18 protein-coding genes are annotated in these 19725 nt (G+C 56.4%); 13 read left to right on the forward strand and 5 right to left on the reverse strand.

Annotated elements, in window-relative coordinates:
• From V6M61_RS20185 to V6M61_RS20235, 11 genes are all read left to right on the forward strand, one after another.
• The gene (locus V6M61_RS20185; RefSeq protein ID WP_332778394.1) at positions 1–999 is read left to right on the forward strand and encodes a CgeB family protein; all 999 of its coding nucleotides are present in this window, start codon (positions 1–3) and stop codon (positions 997–999) included.
• Positions 992–2023 (forward strand): glycosyltransferase family 2 protein, encoded by a 1032-nt coding sequence (locus V6M61_RS20190; RefSeq protein WP_332778395.1) that lies wholly within the window; start codon positions 992–994, stop codon positions 2021–2023. The genes V6M61_RS20185 and V6M61_RS20190 overlap by 8 nt, the downstream gene beginning before the upstream one ends.
• Complete coding sequence (locus V6M61_RS20195; protein ID WP_332778396.1) at positions 2020–3075, forward strand: glycosyltransferase family 10 domain-containing protein; 1056 nt, start codon at positions 2020–2022, stop codon at positions 3073–3075. Before V6M61_RS20190 ends, V6M61_RS20195 begins: the two co-directional genes overlap by 4 nt.
• Positions 3072–4868 carry a hypothetical protein gene (locus V6M61_RS20200; protein WP_332778397.1) on the forward strand — a complete coding sequence of 599 codons (1797 nt, stop codon included), beginning with the start codon at positions 3072–3074 and terminating at the stop codon, positions 4866–4868. The genes V6M61_RS20195 and V6M61_RS20200 overlap by 4 nt, the downstream gene beginning before the upstream one ends.
• A complete protein-coding gene (locus V6M61_RS20205) occupies positions 4861–5922 on the forward strand; it encodes a glycosyltransferase (protein WP_332778398.1) in 1062 nt (353 codons plus the stop codon). The genes V6M61_RS20200 and V6M61_RS20205 overlap by 8 nt, the downstream gene beginning before the upstream one ends.
• A 1-nt stretch (position 5923) precedes the next feature.
• Positions 5924–7162, forward strand: coding sequence for a glycosyltransferase family 4 protein (locus V6M61_RS20210; protein WP_332778399.1), 1239 nt, complete (start codon positions 5924–5926; stop codon positions 7160–7162).
• Positions 7159–8016: a dTDP-4-dehydrorhamnose reductase family protein gene (locus V6M61_RS20215; protein WP_332778400.1), complete on the forward strand. Its 858-nt coding sequence runs from the start codon at positions 7159–7161 to the stop codon at positions 8014–8016. The genes V6M61_RS20210 and V6M61_RS20215 overlap by 4 nt, the downstream gene beginning before the upstream one ends.
• Positions 8017–8034: 18 nt before the next feature.
• Positions 8035–9045 (forward strand): polysaccharide biosynthesis protein, encoded by a 1011-nt coding sequence (locus V6M61_RS20220; RefSeq protein ID WP_332778401.1) that lies wholly within the window; start codon positions 8035–8037, stop codon positions 9043–9045.
• Positions 9038–10165 carry a non-hydrolyzing UDP-N-acetylglucosamine 2-epimerase gene (gene wecB, locus V6M61_RS20225; protein WP_332778402.1) on the forward strand — a complete coding sequence of 376 codons (1128 nt, stop codon included), beginning with the start codon at positions 9038–9040 and terminating at the stop codon, positions 10163–10165. The genes V6M61_RS20220 and wecB overlap by 8 nt, the downstream gene beginning before the upstream one ends.
• A 66-nt stretch (positions 10166–10231) precedes the next feature.
• The gene (locus tag V6M61_RS20230) at positions 10232–10792 is read left to right on the forward strand and encodes a sugar transferase (protein ID WP_332778403.1); all 561 of its coding nucleotides are present in this window, start codon (positions 10232–10234) and stop codon (positions 10790–10792) included.
• A gap of 75 nt (positions 10793–10867) precedes the next feature.
• On the forward strand, positions 10868–12823 hold the full coding sequence (locus V6M61_RS20235; protein ID WP_442957826.1) for a polysaccharide biosynthesis protein: 1956 nt from the start codon (positions 10868–10870) through the stop codon (positions 12821–12823).
• On the opposite strand, the gene rfbC is transcribed toward V6M61_RS20235, so the two are convergent.
• From rfbC to rfbB, 4 genes are read right to left on the reverse strand one after another with little or no spacing between them, the layout of a single operon-like run.
• Entirely contained in the window at positions 12820–13359 is a 540-nt protein-coding gene (gene rfbC, locus V6M61_RS20240) for a dTDP-4-dehydrorhamnose 3,5-epimerase (protein ID WP_332778405.1), read from the reverse strand. The genes V6M61_RS20235 and rfbC overlap by 4 nt on opposite strands.
• Positions 13356–14243, reverse strand: a complete 888-nt coding sequence (rfbA, locus tag V6M61_RS20245) for a glucose-1-phosphate thymidylyltransferase RfbA (RefSeq protein ID WP_332778406.1) — start codon at positions 14241–14243, stop codon at positions 13356–13358. The genes rfbC and rfbA overlap by 4 nt, the downstream gene beginning before the upstream one ends.
• A gap of 10 nt (positions 14244–14253) precedes the next feature.
• The gene (gene rfbD, locus V6M61_RS20250) at positions 14254–15150 is read right to left on the reverse strand and encodes a dTDP-4-dehydrorhamnose reductase (RefSeq protein WP_332778407.1); all 897 of its coding nucleotides are present in this window, start codon (positions 15148–15150) and stop codon (positions 14254–14256) included.
• Positions 15151–15158: 8 nt separating this feature from the next.
• Positions 15159–16223, reverse strand: coding sequence for a dTDP-glucose 4,6-dehydratase (rfbB, locus tag V6M61_RS20255; protein ID WP_332778408.1), 1065 nt, complete (start codon positions 16221–16223; stop codon positions 15159–15161).
• A gap of 21 nt (positions 16224–16244) precedes the next feature.
• On the opposite strand from rfbB, the gene V6M61_RS20260 reads away from it, so the two are divergent.
• Positions 16245–16817: an H-NS histone family protein gene (locus V6M61_RS20260; RefSeq protein WP_332778409.1), complete on the forward strand. Its 573-nt coding sequence runs from the start codon at positions 16245–16247 to the stop codon at positions 16815–16817.
• A 61-nt stretch (positions 16818–16878) separates the two neighbouring features.
• Here the strand turns inward: V6M61_RS20260 and V6M61_RS20265 are convergent, their stop codons facing one another.
• Positions 16879–18864 (reverse strand): SDR family oxidoreductase, encoded by a 1986-nt coding sequence (locus V6M61_RS20265; RefSeq protein ID WP_332778410.1) that lies wholly within the window; start codon positions 18862–18864, stop codon positions 16879–16881.
• 238 nt (positions 18865–19102) lie between these two features.
• Here V6M61_RS20265 and V6M61_RS20270 point away from each other — a divergent pair, with 238 nt between their 5' ends.
• Positions 19103–19597: a phasin family protein gene (locus V6M61_RS20270; RefSeq protein WP_332778411.1), complete on the forward strand. Its 495-nt coding sequence runs from the start codon at positions 19103–19105 to the stop codon at positions 19595–19597.
• Positions 19598–19725 lie beyond the last annotated feature (128 nt).

Genomic DNA, 19725 nt, shown 5'->3' on the forward strand with positions numbered 1-19725 from the left:
ATGAAAATCCTGCTCGTTTGCATGGAGTACGACTATGGCGATCCCTCACGCGGACATTCCTATGAGTACTACAACTTCTACCAAAGCCTGAAGGACCTCGGCCACGAGGTCACCTTGTTTGACTACATGGCTGAGCTTAAACGCTGTGGCAAAACGGAGATGAACAGCAAGCTGCTAGACCTGGTTCAGGCTTCACGGCCTGACCTTGCCATGTTTTCGCTTTACACCGACCAGCTCGACCCCGCCACGGTAAAACAGATGGGCAGCTACACGCGTACGCTGTGCTTTTTTCACGACGACACCTGGCGTGTTGAGTTCTCGCAATTCTGGGCGCGCCAATTTGACTTCTTTACCACCCCGGATGTGTATGGCGAAAGAAAATACACGGCCATAGGCCTGCCCAACGCCATCCACTTCCCGTTCGGCTGCAACGAAAAGCTCTATCGCAAAACCGGGGGGCCGAAAAAGTATGACGTATCGTTCGTGGGAGCGTGGCACCCTTACCGCGAATGGCTCATCAAGCGCTTGCGCAAAGCCGGGTTCACGGTTGAAGCCGTTGGCTACCGCTGGCCTGGGGGCATCGTTTCCCACGAGCAGATGGTGGCGCTGTTTAATGAAAGCCGCATCAATCTGAACATGTCCAACTCAGCCTCGTGGGATGCGCGCTATCTGCTCTCATCCCCGCGCGGGCTGGTCAATCGCATTCGCTCGCCCAAATCGGTTGAGCAGCTCAAAGCCCGTCACTTCGAGATCAATGGTTCCGGCGGCTTCCAGCTTTCTTACTATGTTGAAGGGCTGGAGAGGCATTACGAGATCGGCCGCGAGGTCGCGGTTTACCTCGATCCTGACGACCTGCTGAAAAAAGTGGCTCTCTATCTTGCAGACGAACCGCTGCGGGAAACCATTGCCGAGGCCGGCTATGCGCGCACGATGGTGGGCCATACCTTCGGAAACCGCTTCCGCCATGTGTTCAACCGCATGGGGCTGCTTCATGTCTGACGCGACCGTGCCTCTGGTTTGCATCTGCATTCCGACCTACAACGCGGAAAAAACGATCGCGGCCACATTGCGTTCTGTGCTGGGCCAGACTTACCGCAACATGGTGATCCAGATCGTCGACAACAACTCCACCGACGGCACCGTAGCCGTCGTGGAGGGTTTTGCCGATGAACGCATCACGCTGCACCGAAACCCGGTCAATTTGGGTGGCGAAGGAAATTTCAACCGCTGTATTGCGCTCGCCAAGGGCAAGTACACGGCCATTTACCATGCAGACGACATTTACGAGCCTCAGATGGTGGCCACCCAGGTGGAGTTTCTCGAGCGGCACCCGCAGGCCGGCGCCGTGTTCACGGAAGCGCTGCTAATTGACGAGTTCGACGAACCGATCGGTGCGATTCGCCAGCCGCAAAACCTTGCGGCCAGCGGCCCGCTGCATCATTTCCCGGCGGTGTTCAAGGCGATTCTGGAGCACTCAAATTTCCTGATCTGCCCCAGCGTGATGGCTTTGACCAGCGTCTACCAGGACGACATTAAGTCGTGGCGAGGCGAGCTGTTCGGCTCTAGCGCCGACCTCGACGTGTGGTTCAGAATGCTGCAACGCCGGCCCGTAGGCATCCTTCCCCAGGCGACCATGCGCTACCGGATCAGCCGGAGCCAGTGGTCGGCCAACGTGCGCTTCGATACCCGTCGCGCGGCTTTTTTCGGCGTGATGGATCACTATCTGGCGCAGGAGGAGGTGCGCGGCCTGCTCACAGCTGAAGACAGGACGAACTATGAGCGGCTGGAGCGCCGGGACCAAGTAATGCGCGCCGCCAACGCGCTGTTGCAGAACCAGCCCGACCAGGCAATGAAACTGTGCCCCGATCTCTTTTCGTTGAGCGCGCTCAAGGCCGCCCTGCAGACCCGACGCGGGCTGATCGTGCTGTCCCTCGGCCTGTACCTCAAGGTCATGCTCTCTCTGCGCTGGACCCGCCTTGCCAGGGCCTCATTGAGTCACATTAAAAGGATGGCCAACAAATGATGCTCGACCGCCCGTCCAATGCGATTTACATCGATCCGCCGTCGCCCGCCTATTACGAAGACAGATTGTTCGACACATCCAACACGGTGCTCAACCGGGACGATACGCTGGTGCCCTTTTTCAAACTGCGGGCGGCGCAAAGGAAACAGGGTGCAGACATGCACACTGCAGACTTCTTGATGGGCCAGAAAGGCCGGGAGCATGTAAGCGACTACTACTCACTGGGAGTGCTGGACAACTACAAAGCCCTGCTGGAACGGGCTGATGTGCGTCTAAAGGCGTTTGTAATTTTTGAGCCCCCCGTGGTCGATCCACGGCTCTACAAGGCGCTGCCAGAGCTGACGAGGTTTTTTGAGCGTGTGTATGTTCACAACACCACCGGCGATGGTTACTCTCTTGAAGGGGTTGACACCTCAAAGCTGCGCCAGTTGTACTGGCCCCAGCCGCGCGATGAAGTCATCAAGCACTACTGGGAACGCACAGACCGCCTGGATCGCATCGTCGTGATCAATGGCAACCACATTCCGCGTAAAGTCCCCAAGGAGCTGTACAGCAAACGGATCGAAGCAATGGCCAGCCTCGCCCAATTGGGTGCAGTGGACTTGTACGGGCGCGGCTGGGCCAAGTGGTGGTCACGCGCCTCGATGTGGCTGCCGTACTGGAAACACCGCAAGACCCTGATGTCAATCTACAAAGGGGCATGCGACTCCAAGTACGAAGTTTTGAGCCAGTACAAATTCAGCTTGTGTTTCGAGAACATGGCAATGAAGGGCTATGTGACCGAAAAAATATTTGATTGCCTTTATGTGGGAACGGTGCCGTTGTATTTAGGCGCCACTGACATTGAGGGCTTGATCCCAGAAAATATTTATATTGATTGTCGGAAGTTTTCTTCCTGGCAAACGATGCTCCGTGCAGTTGAAAGCATTCCATCGCATGAAATTGAGAAAATGCGCGAGAAGGGCAAGGAGTTCATTCAAAGCACTCAAGGCGCAAGATATTACGACTCTCTGATAAAAATATTTGGTGAAACCCCTCAAACTAAGCTATGAGTACTTGGCAGCATGAGATTGCAGGGCATCTACGCAAACGCTGGACCGCCAAGACGCACGCCCATGAGAAATTCACTCAAATTAACATGAACAATTCAACCCTGGCAACAGTACCTCCGCAGCTCCGAAAAAACCGCCTACCCTTGGTACTTCTGATGTTGGGCCTGCTCGTTTGGCTTTTACCATTCACGCTAGGGCTGGCAGGTTATTCAGGCTCAAAAGCACTTTATGTGCTGTTTTCGATCGTAACGGGCATTATGCTTGTCACCGGCTTCCAGAAAATGACCGGCTACGGCTATTTGTTTCTGACCATTTTCCTCTGGCTAGGTTTCTGGCTGAAACTGACGATCCACACGATATTGAGCTATCCCTTCGTCGAGCCAGTGGGATCGTTTGTGGGTAGTGCCCAAGCATGGGATGAGGTGTTATTCACCGCCACAGTTGCGAGCTTGGGTGTCATCCTGGGAAAACTGCTCTACAACCAAATAAAATCCCGCTTCGGTGCAATGCACGGAGAGATAAAGCCTGTAGTTCCTCCCTGGTATGCCAACAGCCGGAAATGGTTATGGGCGGGGCTGATGGTCACTGGCGCCACGGTACTACTTGTAAACCTGAAGTACGGGATTCATCAAATTGGGCTGGCACCGCGTACGATCCTAATGTGGCCGTTGAACGCAGGGATTGCCTGGCTGCTGAACATCGGACTGGCCACAGGCATTACGGTATTGTTATGGTGGGATATTGCTCTCAAAAAGAATCTCACAGTCCCCATTTACGCCATCATCGCCGAAGCATTAGTTTCGAGTGTGTCCATATTGAGCCGGGCGGCCTATGTCTTCCACGCGATTCCCCAACTGTGGGCCGCGCATCGGTTCAAACATACCTTCAAAGGATGGTCCCACGCCAAAACAGGTCTACTGGTTGCCATTTTTGCCTTGTTATTGGTGGTGTCCATTTCGGCCGTCACGACTTTCAGGAACTACCTTTATCAGTCGGGCGCCTATTTAAGCACTGCTTACCAAGTAGCTTACGCTCGTTCGGAAGCTTTAATGAGCGCAATCGCTGCGGAGCAGCTCAAAATTAAAAACAGCTCTCCGGCCGAACGCGTGGCGCTCGAAAAGCGCGTGCGCGAGTTGCTGGCGGAAAAGCTAAAGCTCGACGCGATTGCGGCAAAAGAAAAAGCGAAGTCGGATGAGGCCATGAAGTCCGGCTCCGCGCAGTCCAAAGTTTTACTGAATGAGTTTGGCTATCAAATCACTGGGGGCTCATCGACATTAATGCTGCAGTTGAGCGTGGACCGGTGGATCGGGTTGGAAGGGTTAATGGCCGTGCAATCCTACCCGGAGAAAAATAGAGATCTACTTTGGCAAGCCTTGAACGAAAAACCAGAAGCCGGTAAACCCGATATCTACCAGACCGTCTCAGACTCCATTTACCTGAAATCGGATGGCACGAAATTCCGGTTCGCCACCTTACCAGGCGCCGCGGCTTTCCTTTATTACAGTGGTTCACTTTTGATTGTGCTGCTGGGAATGGTCTTCTTCTCCTTGGCCGTGCTGGTTATCGAATTTGTCATTAACGCCTTGACGGCCAATCCAATTCTTTGTTCACTGTACGGTGCTGTGATTGCGAGCAACGTCGCGCAGTTTGGAGGTTCACCCCAACTGAGCCTTCCGTACTTTCTTATGCTCGCGTGCGGTATTCTGCTCGTCTGGATAGTTCAGACTAGGCTTTTTACCCAGGTATTGCACAAACTGAAACTACTCAACACTGCACAGCCACGTGATGACTAGTTCAGGAAGAAGACTCTTTGTTCATGCGACGAATGTTCACACAGGTGGTGGGCAATCGTTGCTAAATGCCCTGCTTCAGTCTTTACCGACTGATTCAGGCGTTGTAGCGCTCCTCGACACGCGTATGGAAACGCCGGACACGCTACCTCACAACTTGGAAGTCAAGCGGGTTAAGCCTTCGGTATGGCAACGTCTGAAGGCCGAATGGTGGCTCGCGAAAAGGGTAAAACAAAACGATATCGTCTTGTGCTTCGGAAATCTACCTCCCCTGTTCCAATTGCACGGTCGTGCAGTGGTGTTCGTCCAAAACCGGTATCTAATTGACCGGATAAGTCTGGAGAATTTTCCATTTAAAACCCGGATGCGTCTTAAAGTTGAGCGTTATTGGTTTTTCTGGAAAGCGGGCAATGCCCATGCATTTATTGTGCAGTCCCCATCCATGCAAACCATTCTCAAATCATTGGGCAGGGTCGGCTGCAAACCTGTTTACGTATTCCCTTTTGTCAAGACAAGTCAGGGTTACCAGCGAGCTTTGGAGCTGGCCAACCATGAAGAAGTGGCGCATGACTTTATATACGTAGCATCCGGTGAGCCTCACAAAAACCACCGCCGTCTGATAGAGGCTTGGTGCCTGCTGGCGCATGACGGGCTTTTCCCCTCGTTAAGACTCACGCTGGACACCAAAGTCCACGCCGATTTATGCATCTGGATCGACAAAAAAAAACGACAATTCGGGTTGAATCTCCAAAATTTAGGGGTCCAACCTCATGAACAGATCAAGCATCTTTATACTCAAGCACGAGCCTTGATCTACCCATCGACTTTCGAATCCTTCGGTCTTCCGCTGATAGAGGCGCGCCAAGCGGGCCTCGCGGTAATAGCTTCTGAACTGGATTTCGTGAGAGATGTGCTCGATCCCGAGCAGGTCTTTGATCCGCGGTCTCCCGTATCCATTGCCAGAGCCGTGAAGCGATTTCTGGGATCGGATGAAAAAGCGTTGCCGCTATTGAATGGTACAGAATTTATGAAGAGCCTTTTGGAAAAGTGTGACTAGCGTGCATATCTTGATTGTCAGCCAGTATTTCTGGCCCGAAGGCTTTCGCATTAACGACATTGCCAAGACACTGGTGGAAAAAGGTGCACACGTCGACATACTGACCGGCAAGCCCAATTACCCGGAAGGGCGTATCACTGAGGGTTACCGGGCATGGGGCACACAGCGTGAATCCTGGGAGGGCGCGTCGGTGTTTCGTGTCCCCCTGTTTCCGCGAGGTGCGCGCAGCGCCTGGAGGCTGGCGCTCAATTACCTGTCCTTCATTTTTTCCGGCCTGGTTTTTGGGCCGTGGCTGCTGCGCAAGCGGCAATACGACGTGGTGTTTGTCTACGGACTGTCGCCCATACTGCTGGCCATCCCCGCCATTTTCCTGGCTCGACTGAAGCGGCGAAAACTTGTTCTGTGGGTGCAAGATCTCTGGCCCGACAGCCTGTCGGCCACAGGCTACATTCATCACCCGCGCCTGCTCCGACTGGTTGAACGGGTGGTTCGATGGATTTATGGCCACTCGGATTTGCTGCTGGTACAGTCCCGCGCATTCGTTGCCGTCGTGTCCGCGCTGGCGCCGGGCAAGACAATCGCGTACTACCCCAACTCGGTAGATGCTACTTTTGGCGAGCCGCCAGACCCGCGTGTGATTTTGCCAAGGGTTTCGGCGCTGGAAGCCGGCTTTCCTGTGGTGTTTGCAGGTAATGTTGGCGTGGCGCAGGCTGTGGAGGTCATCGTGGAAGCGGCTGAGTTGCTGAAGCCATATGAGGAAATTTCCTTTGTTGTGTTCGGGCAGGGGAGTCGCTGGGATTGGATGCAAGAGCAAGTACCAGCGCGAGGGCTGACAAACTTGCACTTGCCCGGGCGCTTTCCTGTAGATACCATGCCCGGCCTGATGCAAAAAGCGGGGGCTTTGTTGGTGACCTTGGCCGATGAGCCGATTTTTGCCGCCACGGTGCCCAACAAGGTGCAGGCCTACATGGCTGCTGGCCGGCCCATAGTGGCCGGCCTCAACGGCGAGGGCGCACGCGTCGTGGAAGAGGCACAGGCAGGAATTAGCGTGCCAGCCGAAGATGCACAAGCACTGGCTGATGCTGTTTTACGGCTCTACCGCATGTCACCCGAGCAGCGTGCCGAGATGGGAGCCAATGGTCGGAGATATTTCAAGACCCATTTTGACCACGACAAGCTGGTTGAAGAGTTGATGACACACTTGCGTGGCATGGCTGTAACAAACAAGGAAATGGCATGAAGGTATTGGTATTTGGTGCGAGCGGAATGATCGGTAGTGCCATGTTTCGCGTTCTGAGTGAAAAGAAAGAATGGGAGGTCTGGGGTACGCTGCGCTCTAACGCTTTAAAGCGTTTTTTCCCGGAAACTCTCGCCGCCAAACTGATTCCAGGCGTGGACGTAGAAAAGCACGACGCATTGGTGCGGGTTTTTGCCCAGGTGCAGCCAGATGTGGTGGTGAACTGCGTTGGACTCACAAAACACCACCGGGAAGCCGAAGACCCGCTGCTGGCCATACCGCTGAACGCCCTGTTGCCGCATCGACTGGCCGATATGTGTGCGGCGACCGGCTCGCGACTGGTCCACGTGAGCACAGACTGTGTGTTTTCCGGCACAGGGGGCGGCTATGTGGAAGACGATGCGCCTGATGCGGTGGACGTCTACGGCAAGTCCAAGCATCTGGGCGAGGTGGATTACGCACATGCCATTACTTTGCGTACCTCGACCATCGGCCATGAGTTGCAGAGTGCCTTCGGTTTGCTTGAATGGTTCTTGTCACAGCAGGGTTCTTGCAAGGGGTTTAGCCGCGCCATTTTTTCCGGCTTGCCAAACGTGGTGTTTGCCCAGGTCGTGCGCGATGTCGTGATTCCCCGTCCTGAGCTTTCAGGTCTTTACCATGTCGGCGCACAGCCCATCGGAAAGTATGATCTGCTGCAGCTGATCGCAAGGGCTTACAAGAAGCCCATCAACATTGAGATGGACGATAAATTCGTCATTGACCGTTCACTGAACACGCAACGTTTTCAAAAAGCGACGGGTTACACCGCCCCCGATTGGGACAAGCTGATTGGCACAATGCACTCCTTCAATAGATAGCAAGATAGCACCATAACCATGTTCGATAACCAAGTACTCATGATCACCGGTGGCACGGGCTCGTTTGGCAATGCCGTTCTCAAGCGGTTTCTGTCGACTGCGGTGCGGGAAATACGCATTTTCAGCCGCGACGAGAAAAAGCAGGAAGAGATGCGCATTGCCCTGCACAACGACAAGCTGAAGTTCTATATCGGTGATATCCGGAACTACGACAGCATTCACCAGGCCATGAAAGGCGTCGACTACGTCTTTCACGCTGCAGCACTCAAACAGGTGCCCTCATGCGAGTTTTATCCGATGGAGGCCGTACGTACCAATGTGATCGGTGCGGAAAACGTCATGAATGCCGCCATTGCACAGGCCGTGAAGCGGGTCGTGGTACTCAGCACTGACAAGGCCGTTTATCCCATCAATGCGATGGGCGTGTCCAAAGCCATGATGGAGAAATTGATGGTGGCCAAAGCACGGATGCAAAACGACGGTGAAACCGTCCTTTGTGCGACCCGTTACGGCAATGTGATGGCTTCGAGGGGTTCCGTGATCCCTCTTTTTGTTTCACAGTTAAAGGCCGGAAAACCCTTGACGGTCACCGACGCAAACATGACGCGCTTCCTCATGTCGCTGGACGACTCAGTGGATCTGGTTCTGCACGCTTTTGAAAATGGGGAGCAAGGCGACATTTTTGTGCAAAAGGCACCGGCGTCAACAGTCGCTGATCTCGCGCAGGCGCTGAAGGAGCTTTTCGTCAAAGACAATCCCATCCGGATCATTGGCACCCGTCACGGCGAGAAGCTCTATGAGACGCTGGTTTCACGTGAGGAAATGGCAAGAGTTGACGATATGGGTGCCTATTACCGCATTCCGGCTGATAACCGCGACTTGAACTATGCCAAGTATTTCAGCGATGGTGAAGAAAAAATTTCGCACTTGGATGACTACACCTCGCACAACACGCAGCGTCTGAATGTTGCGCAGGTAAAAGCACTTTTGCTAAAACTGGATTTCATTGAGGAGGCGCTTCGTGTTTAAAGTAATGACAGTAGTCGGGACCCGTCCCGAATTGATCAAGATGAGCCGTGTCATTGCGGCCCTGGACAAGCATATGCAACATGTTCTTGTTCATACAGGCCAAAATTTCGATTACGAGCTGAACCAGATTTTTTTCGAGGATCTTCAAATCCGCAAGCCGGATCATTTTCTGGATGCGGTCGGCGAAAACGCAGCGCAAACCATCGGCCAAATCATCATGAAAGCCGATGCCGTCTTTCAAAGCGAAAAGCCCGATGCAGTCTTGCTGTATGGCGATACCAATTCATGCTTGGCAGTGATTGCCGCCAAGCGCCGCAAGATTCCGGTCTTTCACATGGAAGCCGGCAATCGATGTTTTGACCAACGTGTGCCCGAGGAACTCAACCGCAAGGTTCTGGACCATCTGTCAGACATCAACATGGTGCTGACTGAGCATGCGCGCCGCTACCTGATTGCCGAAGGCGTGAGGCCAGAAACCATTATCAAAACTGGCTCACACATGCGTGAAGTCATTGACTTTTACCGCCCGGAAATTGAGAAGTCTGATGTGGTGTCGCGCTTGTCACTCAAAGCGAATGAGTTTTTTCTCGTCAGCGCACACCGCGAGGAAAATGTCGACTCCCCAGATGCTTTGAAGGATCTGCTTGAAACGCTCACTGAACTCGTCAAAAAATATGGCTTTCCCGTCATAGTTTCTACGCATCCCAGAACCCGAAAACGACTTGAAGAAGTCGGATACGACGGACTCGACAAACGGATTATTTTCGGCAAACCACTGGGGTTTTTCGATTACATGAAACTTCAGATGGAAGCACGCTGTGTGCTCTCGGACAGCGGCACGATTACCGAAGAGACATCGTTGCTGAATCTGTGCTCGATCACTCTGCGCAACGCCCATGAGCGGCCTGAAGGCATGGATGTCGGCACCCTCATCATGAGCGGCCTGAAGAAAGATCGCGTACTCAACGCCATAGAGATAGTCACTGCACAGTATGATAAAAACGTCCGCCCTGTTTTGCCGATTGCGGATTATGAAAATCCTCACGTTTCCGCGCAAATCGTGCGGGTCGTCACAAGTTATATCGATTACATCAACAGAGTGGTGTGGTCAAAAAAATAAAAACTGTGCCGCCGGGAAATACAGGCAAGCAGAGACACTGACTGCACTCCATCGCGTGACTGTTACATGAAACGTTTTTTTGATTTGGTGCTGGCTCTTGTAGCGGCACTGCTTTTGTCGCCGCCATTTGTGCTGGTTGCAGTGGCTGTGCGGCTGACCTCGAGAGGGCCGGTGATTTACTGGTCTGATCGTGTCGGGAGGCATGACAAGCTCTTTAGCATGCCCAAATTCAGAACCATGCATGTCAATACACCTGCAGTTGCAACGCATTTATTGAGTGACCCCAAGCAGTTTTTGACTCCCATTGGATCGTTTTTACGGCGATCCAGCCTGGATGAGTTACCGCAGTTGTGGAGCATCATCAAGGGTGACATGAGTTTTGTCGGCCCTCGCCCCGCGCTCTTTAATCAGCATGATTTAATTGACCTGCGCGCAAAGTTTGGCGTGAATGGTCTGCGCCCAGGACTGACAGGTTGGGCACAAATCAATGGCCGGGACGAACTAGCAGTTCCTGACAAGGTTGCTCTGGATATTACGTACCTGAACAAGCGTTCAATGAGGCTTGACATCCGTATCTTATGGCTGACAGCCATCAAGGTGCTGCGCCGCGATGGGGTTGCGCATTAGCCAGGCAATCATCCGGATCCACTGTAAAACTGATAATAACAACAACAAGGCTGCTATGTGCTTAGCTTTCAATTCATGGTCAAAACCAAACTACTGAGCCAGCCCAGATACGTCAAGCAGGCATTCGTGGCGATCGCGGACGCCTTGATGAGTGTCCTAGCTGTCTGGGTGGCTTACTCGCTGCGGCTCGACACCTTGCACTGGCCCTATAGCGCCCATCAGTGGTGGCCCTACGTGCTCGCGCCGGTGCTGGCTGCGCCGATCTTCTGGCGCAACGGCCTTTACCGGGCCGTGTTCCGGCACAGTGGCATGGCAGCCATGCGAGCACTGGTAGTTGCCGTATCGCTGTACGCCGTGCTGTTTTTCGGCGTGTTGGTGTTTATGGCGTGGCCTGATGTACCGCGCTCCATCGGCCTGCTGCAGCCGCTGATATTGATGCTGCTGGTAGGCGGCAGCCGGGCTGCGGCGCGCCAGTGGCTTAACGGCCTGTCTCCCGGTCAACGCCACGGCATGCCAGTCAGCCGTTTGCTGATTTACGGCGCAGGATCTGCCGGAGTTCAAATCGCCAACGCCATCGCCACCTCGCACGAGTTCAAACTGCTTGGATTTATTGACGACAGCCCGACACTGCAGGGCTTGACCATCAACCACGTGCCGGTCTACGCGCCAACCGACCTGCCAGAAATTGTTGAAAAACACGACATCACTGACCTATTGCTGGCGCTGCCGTCGATTACCCGCGCACGCCGCAACGAGATCCTGAACGAGTTGCAGCCGCTGCCGGTTCATGTGCGTTCCCTCCCCGGCCTTACCGACCTTGCCCATGGCCGCGTTGCGCTGGCGGACATCAAGGACCTCGACGTCGAAGACCTGCTGGGTCGCGATGCCGTGCCGCCCGACCGCGCACTGCTGGCCCGCAGCCTCACGGGCAAGGTGGTGCTGGTCACCGGCGCAGCGGGCAGCATTGGCAGCGAGTTGTGCCGCCAGATATTGCATGAGCAGCCTGCCCGCCTGGTTCTCGTGGAACACAGCGAGTTTGGTCTCTACAGCATCCAGCAGGAACTGCAGCATATATGCCAAGGTGTTGCGGCGCGTTCGGGCGTCGTCGTCGAGCTCGTGCCGCTGCTCGCGAGCGTGCGCGACTACGCGCGCATGCTCGAGATCTGCCGAGCCTACCGGCCGCACACGGTCTATCACGCTGCCGCCTACAAACACGTGCCGCTCGTCGAACATAACCCGGCCGAAGGCATCGCCAACAACGTGCTCGGCACGTTCAACGCAGCGCGCATCGCGATCGAGACTGGCGTCAGCCATTTCGTGCTCGTGTCGACCGACAAGGCCGTTCGCCCCACCAACGTCATGGGCGCCAGCAAACGCCTGGCCGAAATGGTGCTGCAAGCCCTGTCGGCGATGCCAGCCGTCAGCTTCCAGTCGGGCGGCCGTCCCGTCAACAACCTCACGCGCTTTGCGATGGTTCGTTTCGGCAACGTGCTCGGCAGCAGTGGCAGCGTCGTGCCCCTGTTCCGGCGCCAGATCGAGACCGGCGGCCCAATCACCTTGACGCATCCCGACGTCACGCGTTATTTCATGACCATTCCCGAAGCCGCACAACTCGTGCTGCAGGCGGGCGCCATGGCCGAAGGCGGCGAGGTGTATGTGCTCGACATGGGCGAACCGGTGAAAATCATTGACTTGGCCAGTCGCATGGTCAAGCTCTCGGGTTTCACGGTGCGCGACGAGAGTCGCCCCGATGGCGATATCGCCATTGAGGTGACTGGTTTACGCCCCGGCGAAAAGCTTTATGAAGAACTGCTGATCGGCGACAACCCCGTGGCGACTGTTCACCCGCGCATCCTGAAGGCGCGCGAAGATTTTGTGCCCTGGGCGGAATTCCGGGCCGACCTCGAACTGCTGCAACGGGCCGTCGTTGCCAACGACACCGCAGCTTTGCGAACAGTACTGCTGAAACACGTGAGCGGGTTTACGCCCGATGCGCAGGACAGCGACCTCGTCGGCCTGGCAAGCTCTTAAAGCGCTGCGGCCTTGAAAGCCTGGCCGACGCTGTCCTTGGACGAAAGCGTCGGGGTGCCATCCAGCGGCCAATTGATCGCCAGCGTGGGGTCGTTCCACACAATGCAGCGCTCCTGCGCCGGCGCGTAGTAGTCGGTGGTTTTGTATAAAAAGTCGGCGCTGTCGCTGAGCACGAGAAAGCCGTGCGCAAGACCCGGCGGCACCCAGAGCTGCCGATTGTCATGCTCGTTCAACTCCAGGCCGATCCATTTTCCGAAGGTCAGCGACGCGGGGCGAATATCGACGGCCACGTCGAAGACGGCTCCACGCACCACACGAACAAGCTTGCCCTGCGGCTGGCCCAGCTGGTAATGCAGGCCACGCAGCACGCCTTTCGCCGACCGGCTGTGGTTGTCCTGCACGAAGCTGAAATCGGTGCCGGTCGCGGCATTGAAGTCGCGCTGGTTGAAGCTCTCAAAAAAGAAACCGCGCGAGTCGCCGAACACCCGAGGCTCGATAACCAAGACATCCGCGATGGCTGTAGGTGTCACCTTCATGGCTGGCCACGCTCCTTGAGCAGGCGCAGCAGGTATTGGCCGTACCCGTTTTTTGCGAGTGGCTCCGCCAGTTTCTTGAGCTGGACATCGCCGATAAAGCCATTGCGCCACGCAATCTCTTCGGGGCACGCGATTTTGAGGCCCTGGCGGTGCTCCAGCGTCGCGATGAACTGGCCGGCATCGAGCAGGCTGTCGTGGGTGCCGGTATCCAGCCACGCGTAGCCGCGCTGCATGATTTGCACCTTCAGCTGGGAGCGCTCCAGGTACATCTGGTTGACGGCCGTAATTTCGAGTTCGCCGCGGGCGCTCGGCTTGATCGACTTGGCGATTTCGACGACCTGGGCGTCATAAAAATAAAGGCCAGTCACAGCGTAATGACTTTTCGGCACAGCCGGTTTTTCTTCGATGCTGCTGGCCTTGCCGGCCGCGTCGAACGCCACAACCCCATACCGCTCAGGGTCCTGCACATGGTAGGCAAACACCGTCGCACCAGCCTCTTGGGTGTCTGCTTCCATCAGCAGCTTGTGCAGATCGTGCCCATAAAAAATATTGTCGCCAAGCACCAGCGCGCTGGGCGCACCGGCCAGGAATTCCTCGCCGATGATGAACGCCTGCGCCAGCCCGTCTGGACTGGGTTGCACCGCGTACTGAAGCTTCATGCCCCACTGCGAACCGTCACCAAGAAGCTGCTTAAAGCGCGGTGTGTCCTGCGGCGTGCTGATGATGAGCACCTCGCGGATGCCCGCAATCATCAGCGTGCTCAGCGGGTAATACACCATCGGCTTGTCGTAAACCGGCAGCAACTGCTTGCTGATGGCCAGCGTAGCCGGGTGCAGGCGAGTGCCTGAGCCACCGGCGAGGATAATGCCTTTGCGTTGGGTCATGTGTCGGGTATTAGGTGATTTCAGCCAGCATGCGGGCAACGCCCTGCTGCCACGCGGGAAGCTTCAGATCAAAGCAGCCCTGCAGTTTAGCGGTGTTCAGTCGGGAGTTATGCGGACGCACGGCCGGCGTGGGGAAAGCTGTCGTCGGAACCGGGTCCACGGTGTCCGGCGACGTCTTGAGGGGCAAGCCGGCTTTTGATGCGCAGTCGACGACGAAGCGCGCGTAGCCATGCCATGAGGTCTCGCCAGCAGCGGCGACGTGGTAGATCCCGGCAATGCGGTCAGAAGCGCCAGGCAGCGCGCTGCGCACCATGTGTGCCGTCACGTCAGCAAGCAAATCTGCGCCGGTCGGCGCACCGAACTGGTCGTTGATGACGGTCAGACGATCGCGCTCCCTGGCCAGGCGCAACATTGTTTTGGCGAAGTTTCCGCCGCGCGCGGCGTAAACCCAGCTGGTACGCAAAATGAGGTGATTCGCGCATTGGGCCGCAATACGCTGCTCGCCTTCGAGCTTGGTCCGGCCGTAAACACCAAGCGGGCCGGTCGGGTCGCCCTCTTCCCACGGCTTGCTGCCGCTACCGTCAAAAACATAGTCGGTCGAATAGTGCACCAGCCATGCGCCGGTGGCCTTGGCCGCCTCGGCCAGCGCGCCCGGTGCTGCGGCGTTGATGGCATGCGCGTTGGCGGCGTCGCTTTCGGCCTTGTCGACGGCGGTATAGGCCGCAGCATTGACAATGACATCAGGCCGGACCTGGCGCACCGTATCGCTTATTCCGCCCAGGTTGGCGAGGTCGCCGCACAAGTCCGTGCTGTGGCGATCAAGCGCTACAAGGTCGCCAAGTGGCGCCAGGCTGCGCTGCAATTCCCAACCGACTTGGCCGTTCTTGCCGAAAAGCAGGATCTTCATGGGCAGGCTCAAGCTGCGACCGTCACGTACTGGGCCTTCACCCAGTCGCGGTAAGCGCCGCTTTGCACCCGCAGGACCCAGTCGGGGTTGTCCAGATACCACTGCACGGTCTTGCGGATGCCCGTTTCAAACGTCTCGGCCGGTTTCCAGCCCAGCTCGCGCGCTATCTTGCGCGCGTCGATCGCATAACGGCGGTCATGGCCGGGTCTGTCCTTGATGAACGACACCTGTTCGCGGTAGCTGCCACTGCCGCGCGGGCGCAGCTCGTCGAGCAGTGCGCAGACCGCATGAACGATGTCGATATTCGGTTTTTCGTTGCCGCCACCGATGTTGTAGGTCTCGCCGGGCTTGCCGGCTTCGAGCACGCGGCGGATTGCACTGCAATGGTCCTTGACGTAAAGCCAGTCGCGCACCTGCTGGCCATCGCCATAGACCGGCAGTTGCTTGCCAGCCAGCGCATTGACGATCATGAGCGGAATGAGTTTTTCCGGGAAATGATAGGGGCCGTAGTTGTTGGCGCAGTTGGTCGTGAGAACCGGCAGGCCGTAGGTGTGATGGTAGGCACGAACGAGGTGGTCACTCGATGCCTTGCTGGCCGAATAAGGGCTGTTCGGCTCGTAGCGGTTTGTTTCACTGAACGCCGGGTCGGACGGCTGCAGCGAGCCGTAGACTTCGTCGGTCGATACCTGCACGAAGCGGAACCCAGCTTTGGCTTCTGCGGGCAGGCCGGCCCAAAACTGGCGCCCCGCTTCCAGCAAGCGGAACGTGCCAACAATATTGGTCTGGATGAAGTCTTCGGGGCTCGAGATGGACCGGTCTACATGCGATTCGGCCGCAAAATTGATAATGGCACGCGGCTGGTGCCTGGTCAGCAAGCCGGCAACGAGCGCGCTGTCGCCGATATCGCCCTTGACAAAAATATGCCGCGGGTCGTCCTGCAGCGAGGCCAAGGTTTCCATATTGCCGGCGTAGGTGAGTTTGTCCAGGTTGACGACCGGCTCGTCGTGCTTCGCCAGCCAGTCAAGGACAAAATTGGCGCCGATGAAACCTGCGCCTCCGGTAACCAAAATCATGAATTTGCCTCTAAAGATTGAATGCCAGCGCCCGGCAAGGGCTTCCATTATGCCCGCGAGGCATGTGCATTCCCGCTTGCCCGTTCGCCGCGATGCTGCGCCTTTTTACGCTGGGTGTTCTGGAATTATTCGTTAATTGGTGATTTGAAATACCCTATTACCAAGACCCACCTCAAATATTCGCGCAAATATACTTATTTACTTGCTATCATCCGAATAATAATTTTCGCATTGAAAGATCAATTTATTATGTCCACCCTGACCGAACTCCAGCAGCAGATTAATCAGGCCGAAGCCAGAGTCAATGAGTTGCGCGAGAAACTGGCCGAGCAGAAAAATAATGAACGCATACAAGCCATCGCCTCAGCCAAAGAGCTGATCAAAACGCACCAACTCTCGGCAGCCGATTTGGGTCTTGCCGGGAAAAAATCCACTACACGCAAGGAACGCGCAACTGGCGACAAGCGCTCGACAGTTGCGCCCAAATATAAGGACCCGTCTAGTGGCAAAACCTGGACAGGCCGCGGCAAGACACCCGCCTGGCTTGCAGCCCACCTGTCTGCTGGCCGCAGTAAACAGGATTTTCTGATTTAAATAACGTTCAATAAAAATCGCTCCACCGGGGCGATTTTTTTATTGAGGGAGCAGAAAACGATCAGAAGTGGATGCCCCGCATCATCTGCTGCATGGCCACGGCTTCTGGTGACAACTGTGACTTCACACCCTTCTCGCCCTTGGCCGCCGACGAATCGGGGAACATGCGAAAGCTCGTGTTCATGACGATCTGCGCCACGCGCGGAACCAGTGCGTGCATGATCTGCCCGGTAATGCCCAGGCGCGTCGCGATGCGCACCGGCTTGAAGATGCAGGCCTGGGCAATCAGGTCGGCGGCTTCTTCGGGCGCCAGCGTGGGCACGTTGTTGTAGATCTTGGTCGGCGCGATCATGGGCGTGCGCACCAGCGGCATGTTGACGGTGGTGAACGTGATGCCTTGATCGGCAAATTCGCTGGAGGCGCAGCGTGTCCAGGCATCAAGGGCGGACTTGGAGGCCACATAAGCCGAGAAGCGCGGCGCATTGGTCAGCACGCCAATCGAGCTGATGTTGACCACATGGCCTTTGTGCCTGGCGACCATGCCCGGCAGCAAACCCATGGTCACGCGCAGGCAGCCAAAGTAGTTGAGCTGCATGGTGCGCTCAAAGTCATGAAAGCGGTCGTAGCTGGCTTCGATGGCGCGGCGAATGGAGCGGCCCGCGTTGTTGATGAGGAAATCCACACCGCCATGGTTTTCGATCAGCAGCTGCACAAAACGGTCGCAGTCGGTCATGTCGGCAATGTCCGCCGGATAGGCCACGAAATCGTAGCCTTTGGCCTTGGCTTCCTTGCAGGCTTCGTCCAGCTTGTCCTGGTCGCGTCCGCAAATGATGGTGGTGGCGCCGGCTTCGGCAAATTTGTGCGCGGCGGCCAGGCCAATGCCTGAAGAGCCCCCAGTGATCAGCACCACTTTGCCGCTGACCGTGCCTTTGAGGGAGCGGTCGATATGCAGGTCGGGGTCGAGGTTCCGCTCCCAGTAATCCCACAAGCGCCAGGCGTAGTCCTTGAGGTTGGGGCACTCAATGCTGGAGCCCTTGAGCGCGGCCAGCGTGTCGCGGCAGTCAAACCGGGTGGGGTAGTTGACAAAAGTCAGCATGTCCTCGGGCAGGCCCAGGTCGGCCATGATGGCGTTGCGCACGCGGCGCACCGGCGCCAGCGCCATCAGGCTTTTCTTCACGCTGCGCGGAATGAAGCCCAGCAGGGCGGCATTGACGAACAGGTTCATCTTGGGCGCATGAGCGGCCCGGCTGAAAATGTCCAGCACATCGCCGACGCGGTAGCCCACCGGGTCCACCAGGTGGAAGCATTTCTTGGCGATGCCGGCTTTGTGGCTGATATGGTCCAGCGCGTCCACGACGAAATTGACCGGCACGATGTTGACGCGGCCGCCTTCAAGGCCCACGGCGGGCATCCAGGGCGGCAGCAGCTGGCGCATGCGCTGGATCAGCTTGAAGAAATAGTAGGGGCCGTCAATCTTGTCCATCTCGCCGGTGCTGCTGTCGCCGACAACCATGGCGGGACGGAACACCGTCCACGGCACCTTGCACTCACTGCGAACGATTTTTTCGCTCTCGTGCTTGGTCATGAAATAGGGATGTTCGTAGCTCTCGGCTTCCTCGAACATGTCTTCGCGGAACACCCCTTCGTACAAGCCGGCTGCGGCAATGGAGCTCACATGGTGGAAATGGCCGGCATCAATGGCCTTGGCGAACTCGACCGTGTTGCGCGTACCTTCAATGTTGACGGCAATCTGGCTTTCCTCATCGGCCCCCAGGTCATATACCGCAGCCAGATGGTAAAAATGATCAATCTGCCCCTTGAGCTTTTTGACATCGTCCGCGCTCACGCCAAGCTTTTTGGTGGTCAGGTCGCCATGCACCGGCACGGCTCTGGCAGCGCTGGCACCCCAATAGTCGCGCAGGGCGGCGACCTTGCCCGCACTTTCCTTGCGGATCAGGAAATGGACGGTTGCTCCCTTGCGCTCCAGGAGTTTTTTAACCAGGCGTTTACCGATGAAGCCGGTGGCTCCCGTGACGAAATACTGCATTGTTTTTCTCCGCTGAACTGCTAGTTGGTGACTGATTCTTGCCCAAAGCTCCGGACTGCCTATTCAGCAGAAACCCGCGCTCACATGTTTTGCATGGGTATTTTCATAGAGCAAGACCCCTAGCGTTTTAGGAGCCAGCACCTAAACGCAGGCGCCTGCAGCGCTTATATTTTCTGCTGCGCGCTGCTTGGCTTGTGGCGCGGCATTCAACAATCAACATGCCTGTCAGGAGTAACCCATGGTCAAGAAACTGCAAAAAATGAGCGCTGACAAAAAAACCGGCCCCCAACTGTCTGGCGCCGTCAAGGAGTCTGCCCAGCAAATCTGGCTGGCCGGTCTGGGCGCTTTTTCCAAAGCCCAGGAAGAAGGCGGCAAAGTGTTTGAAACCCTGGTCAAGGAAGGCCTGAGCATCCAGCGCAAGACGCAAGCCGTTGCCGAAGAGAAAATCTCCGAAGCCACCAGCAAGATGGCCAACATGGCCACCGACATCACCTCCAAGGCCGGCCACCAGTGGGACAAGCTCGAAAACATCTTTGAAGAGCGCGTTGCCAAGGCCCTGAACAAGCTGGGCGTGCCCTCGGCCAAAGACGTTGAGGCCCTGATTGCCCGCATTGACGAGCTCAACAAAAACGTCCAGAAGATGAGCGCCAAAACCCCCGCCAGCAAGGCGGCCGCCCCGGCGCCTGCCAAGAAAGCCGCTGCCAAGCGCCCGGCCGCCCGCAAGTCTGCCTGAAGCTTTGCCCGCCTGACTCAATCAAAGGGACGTTGAAACGTCCCTTTTTTTACGCCTGCTTCAAGCCGCAGGACCCGGATGCGTTTGCTGCTTTGCAGCAAATTTGTTCGGGCCTGCCGTCTACACTT

Source organism: Polaromonas sp., assembly GCF_036676035.1.
In the GTDB taxonomy this organism is placed as follows: Bacteria; Pseudomonadota; Gammaproteobacteria; order Burkholderiales; family Burkholderiaceae_C; genus Polaromonas.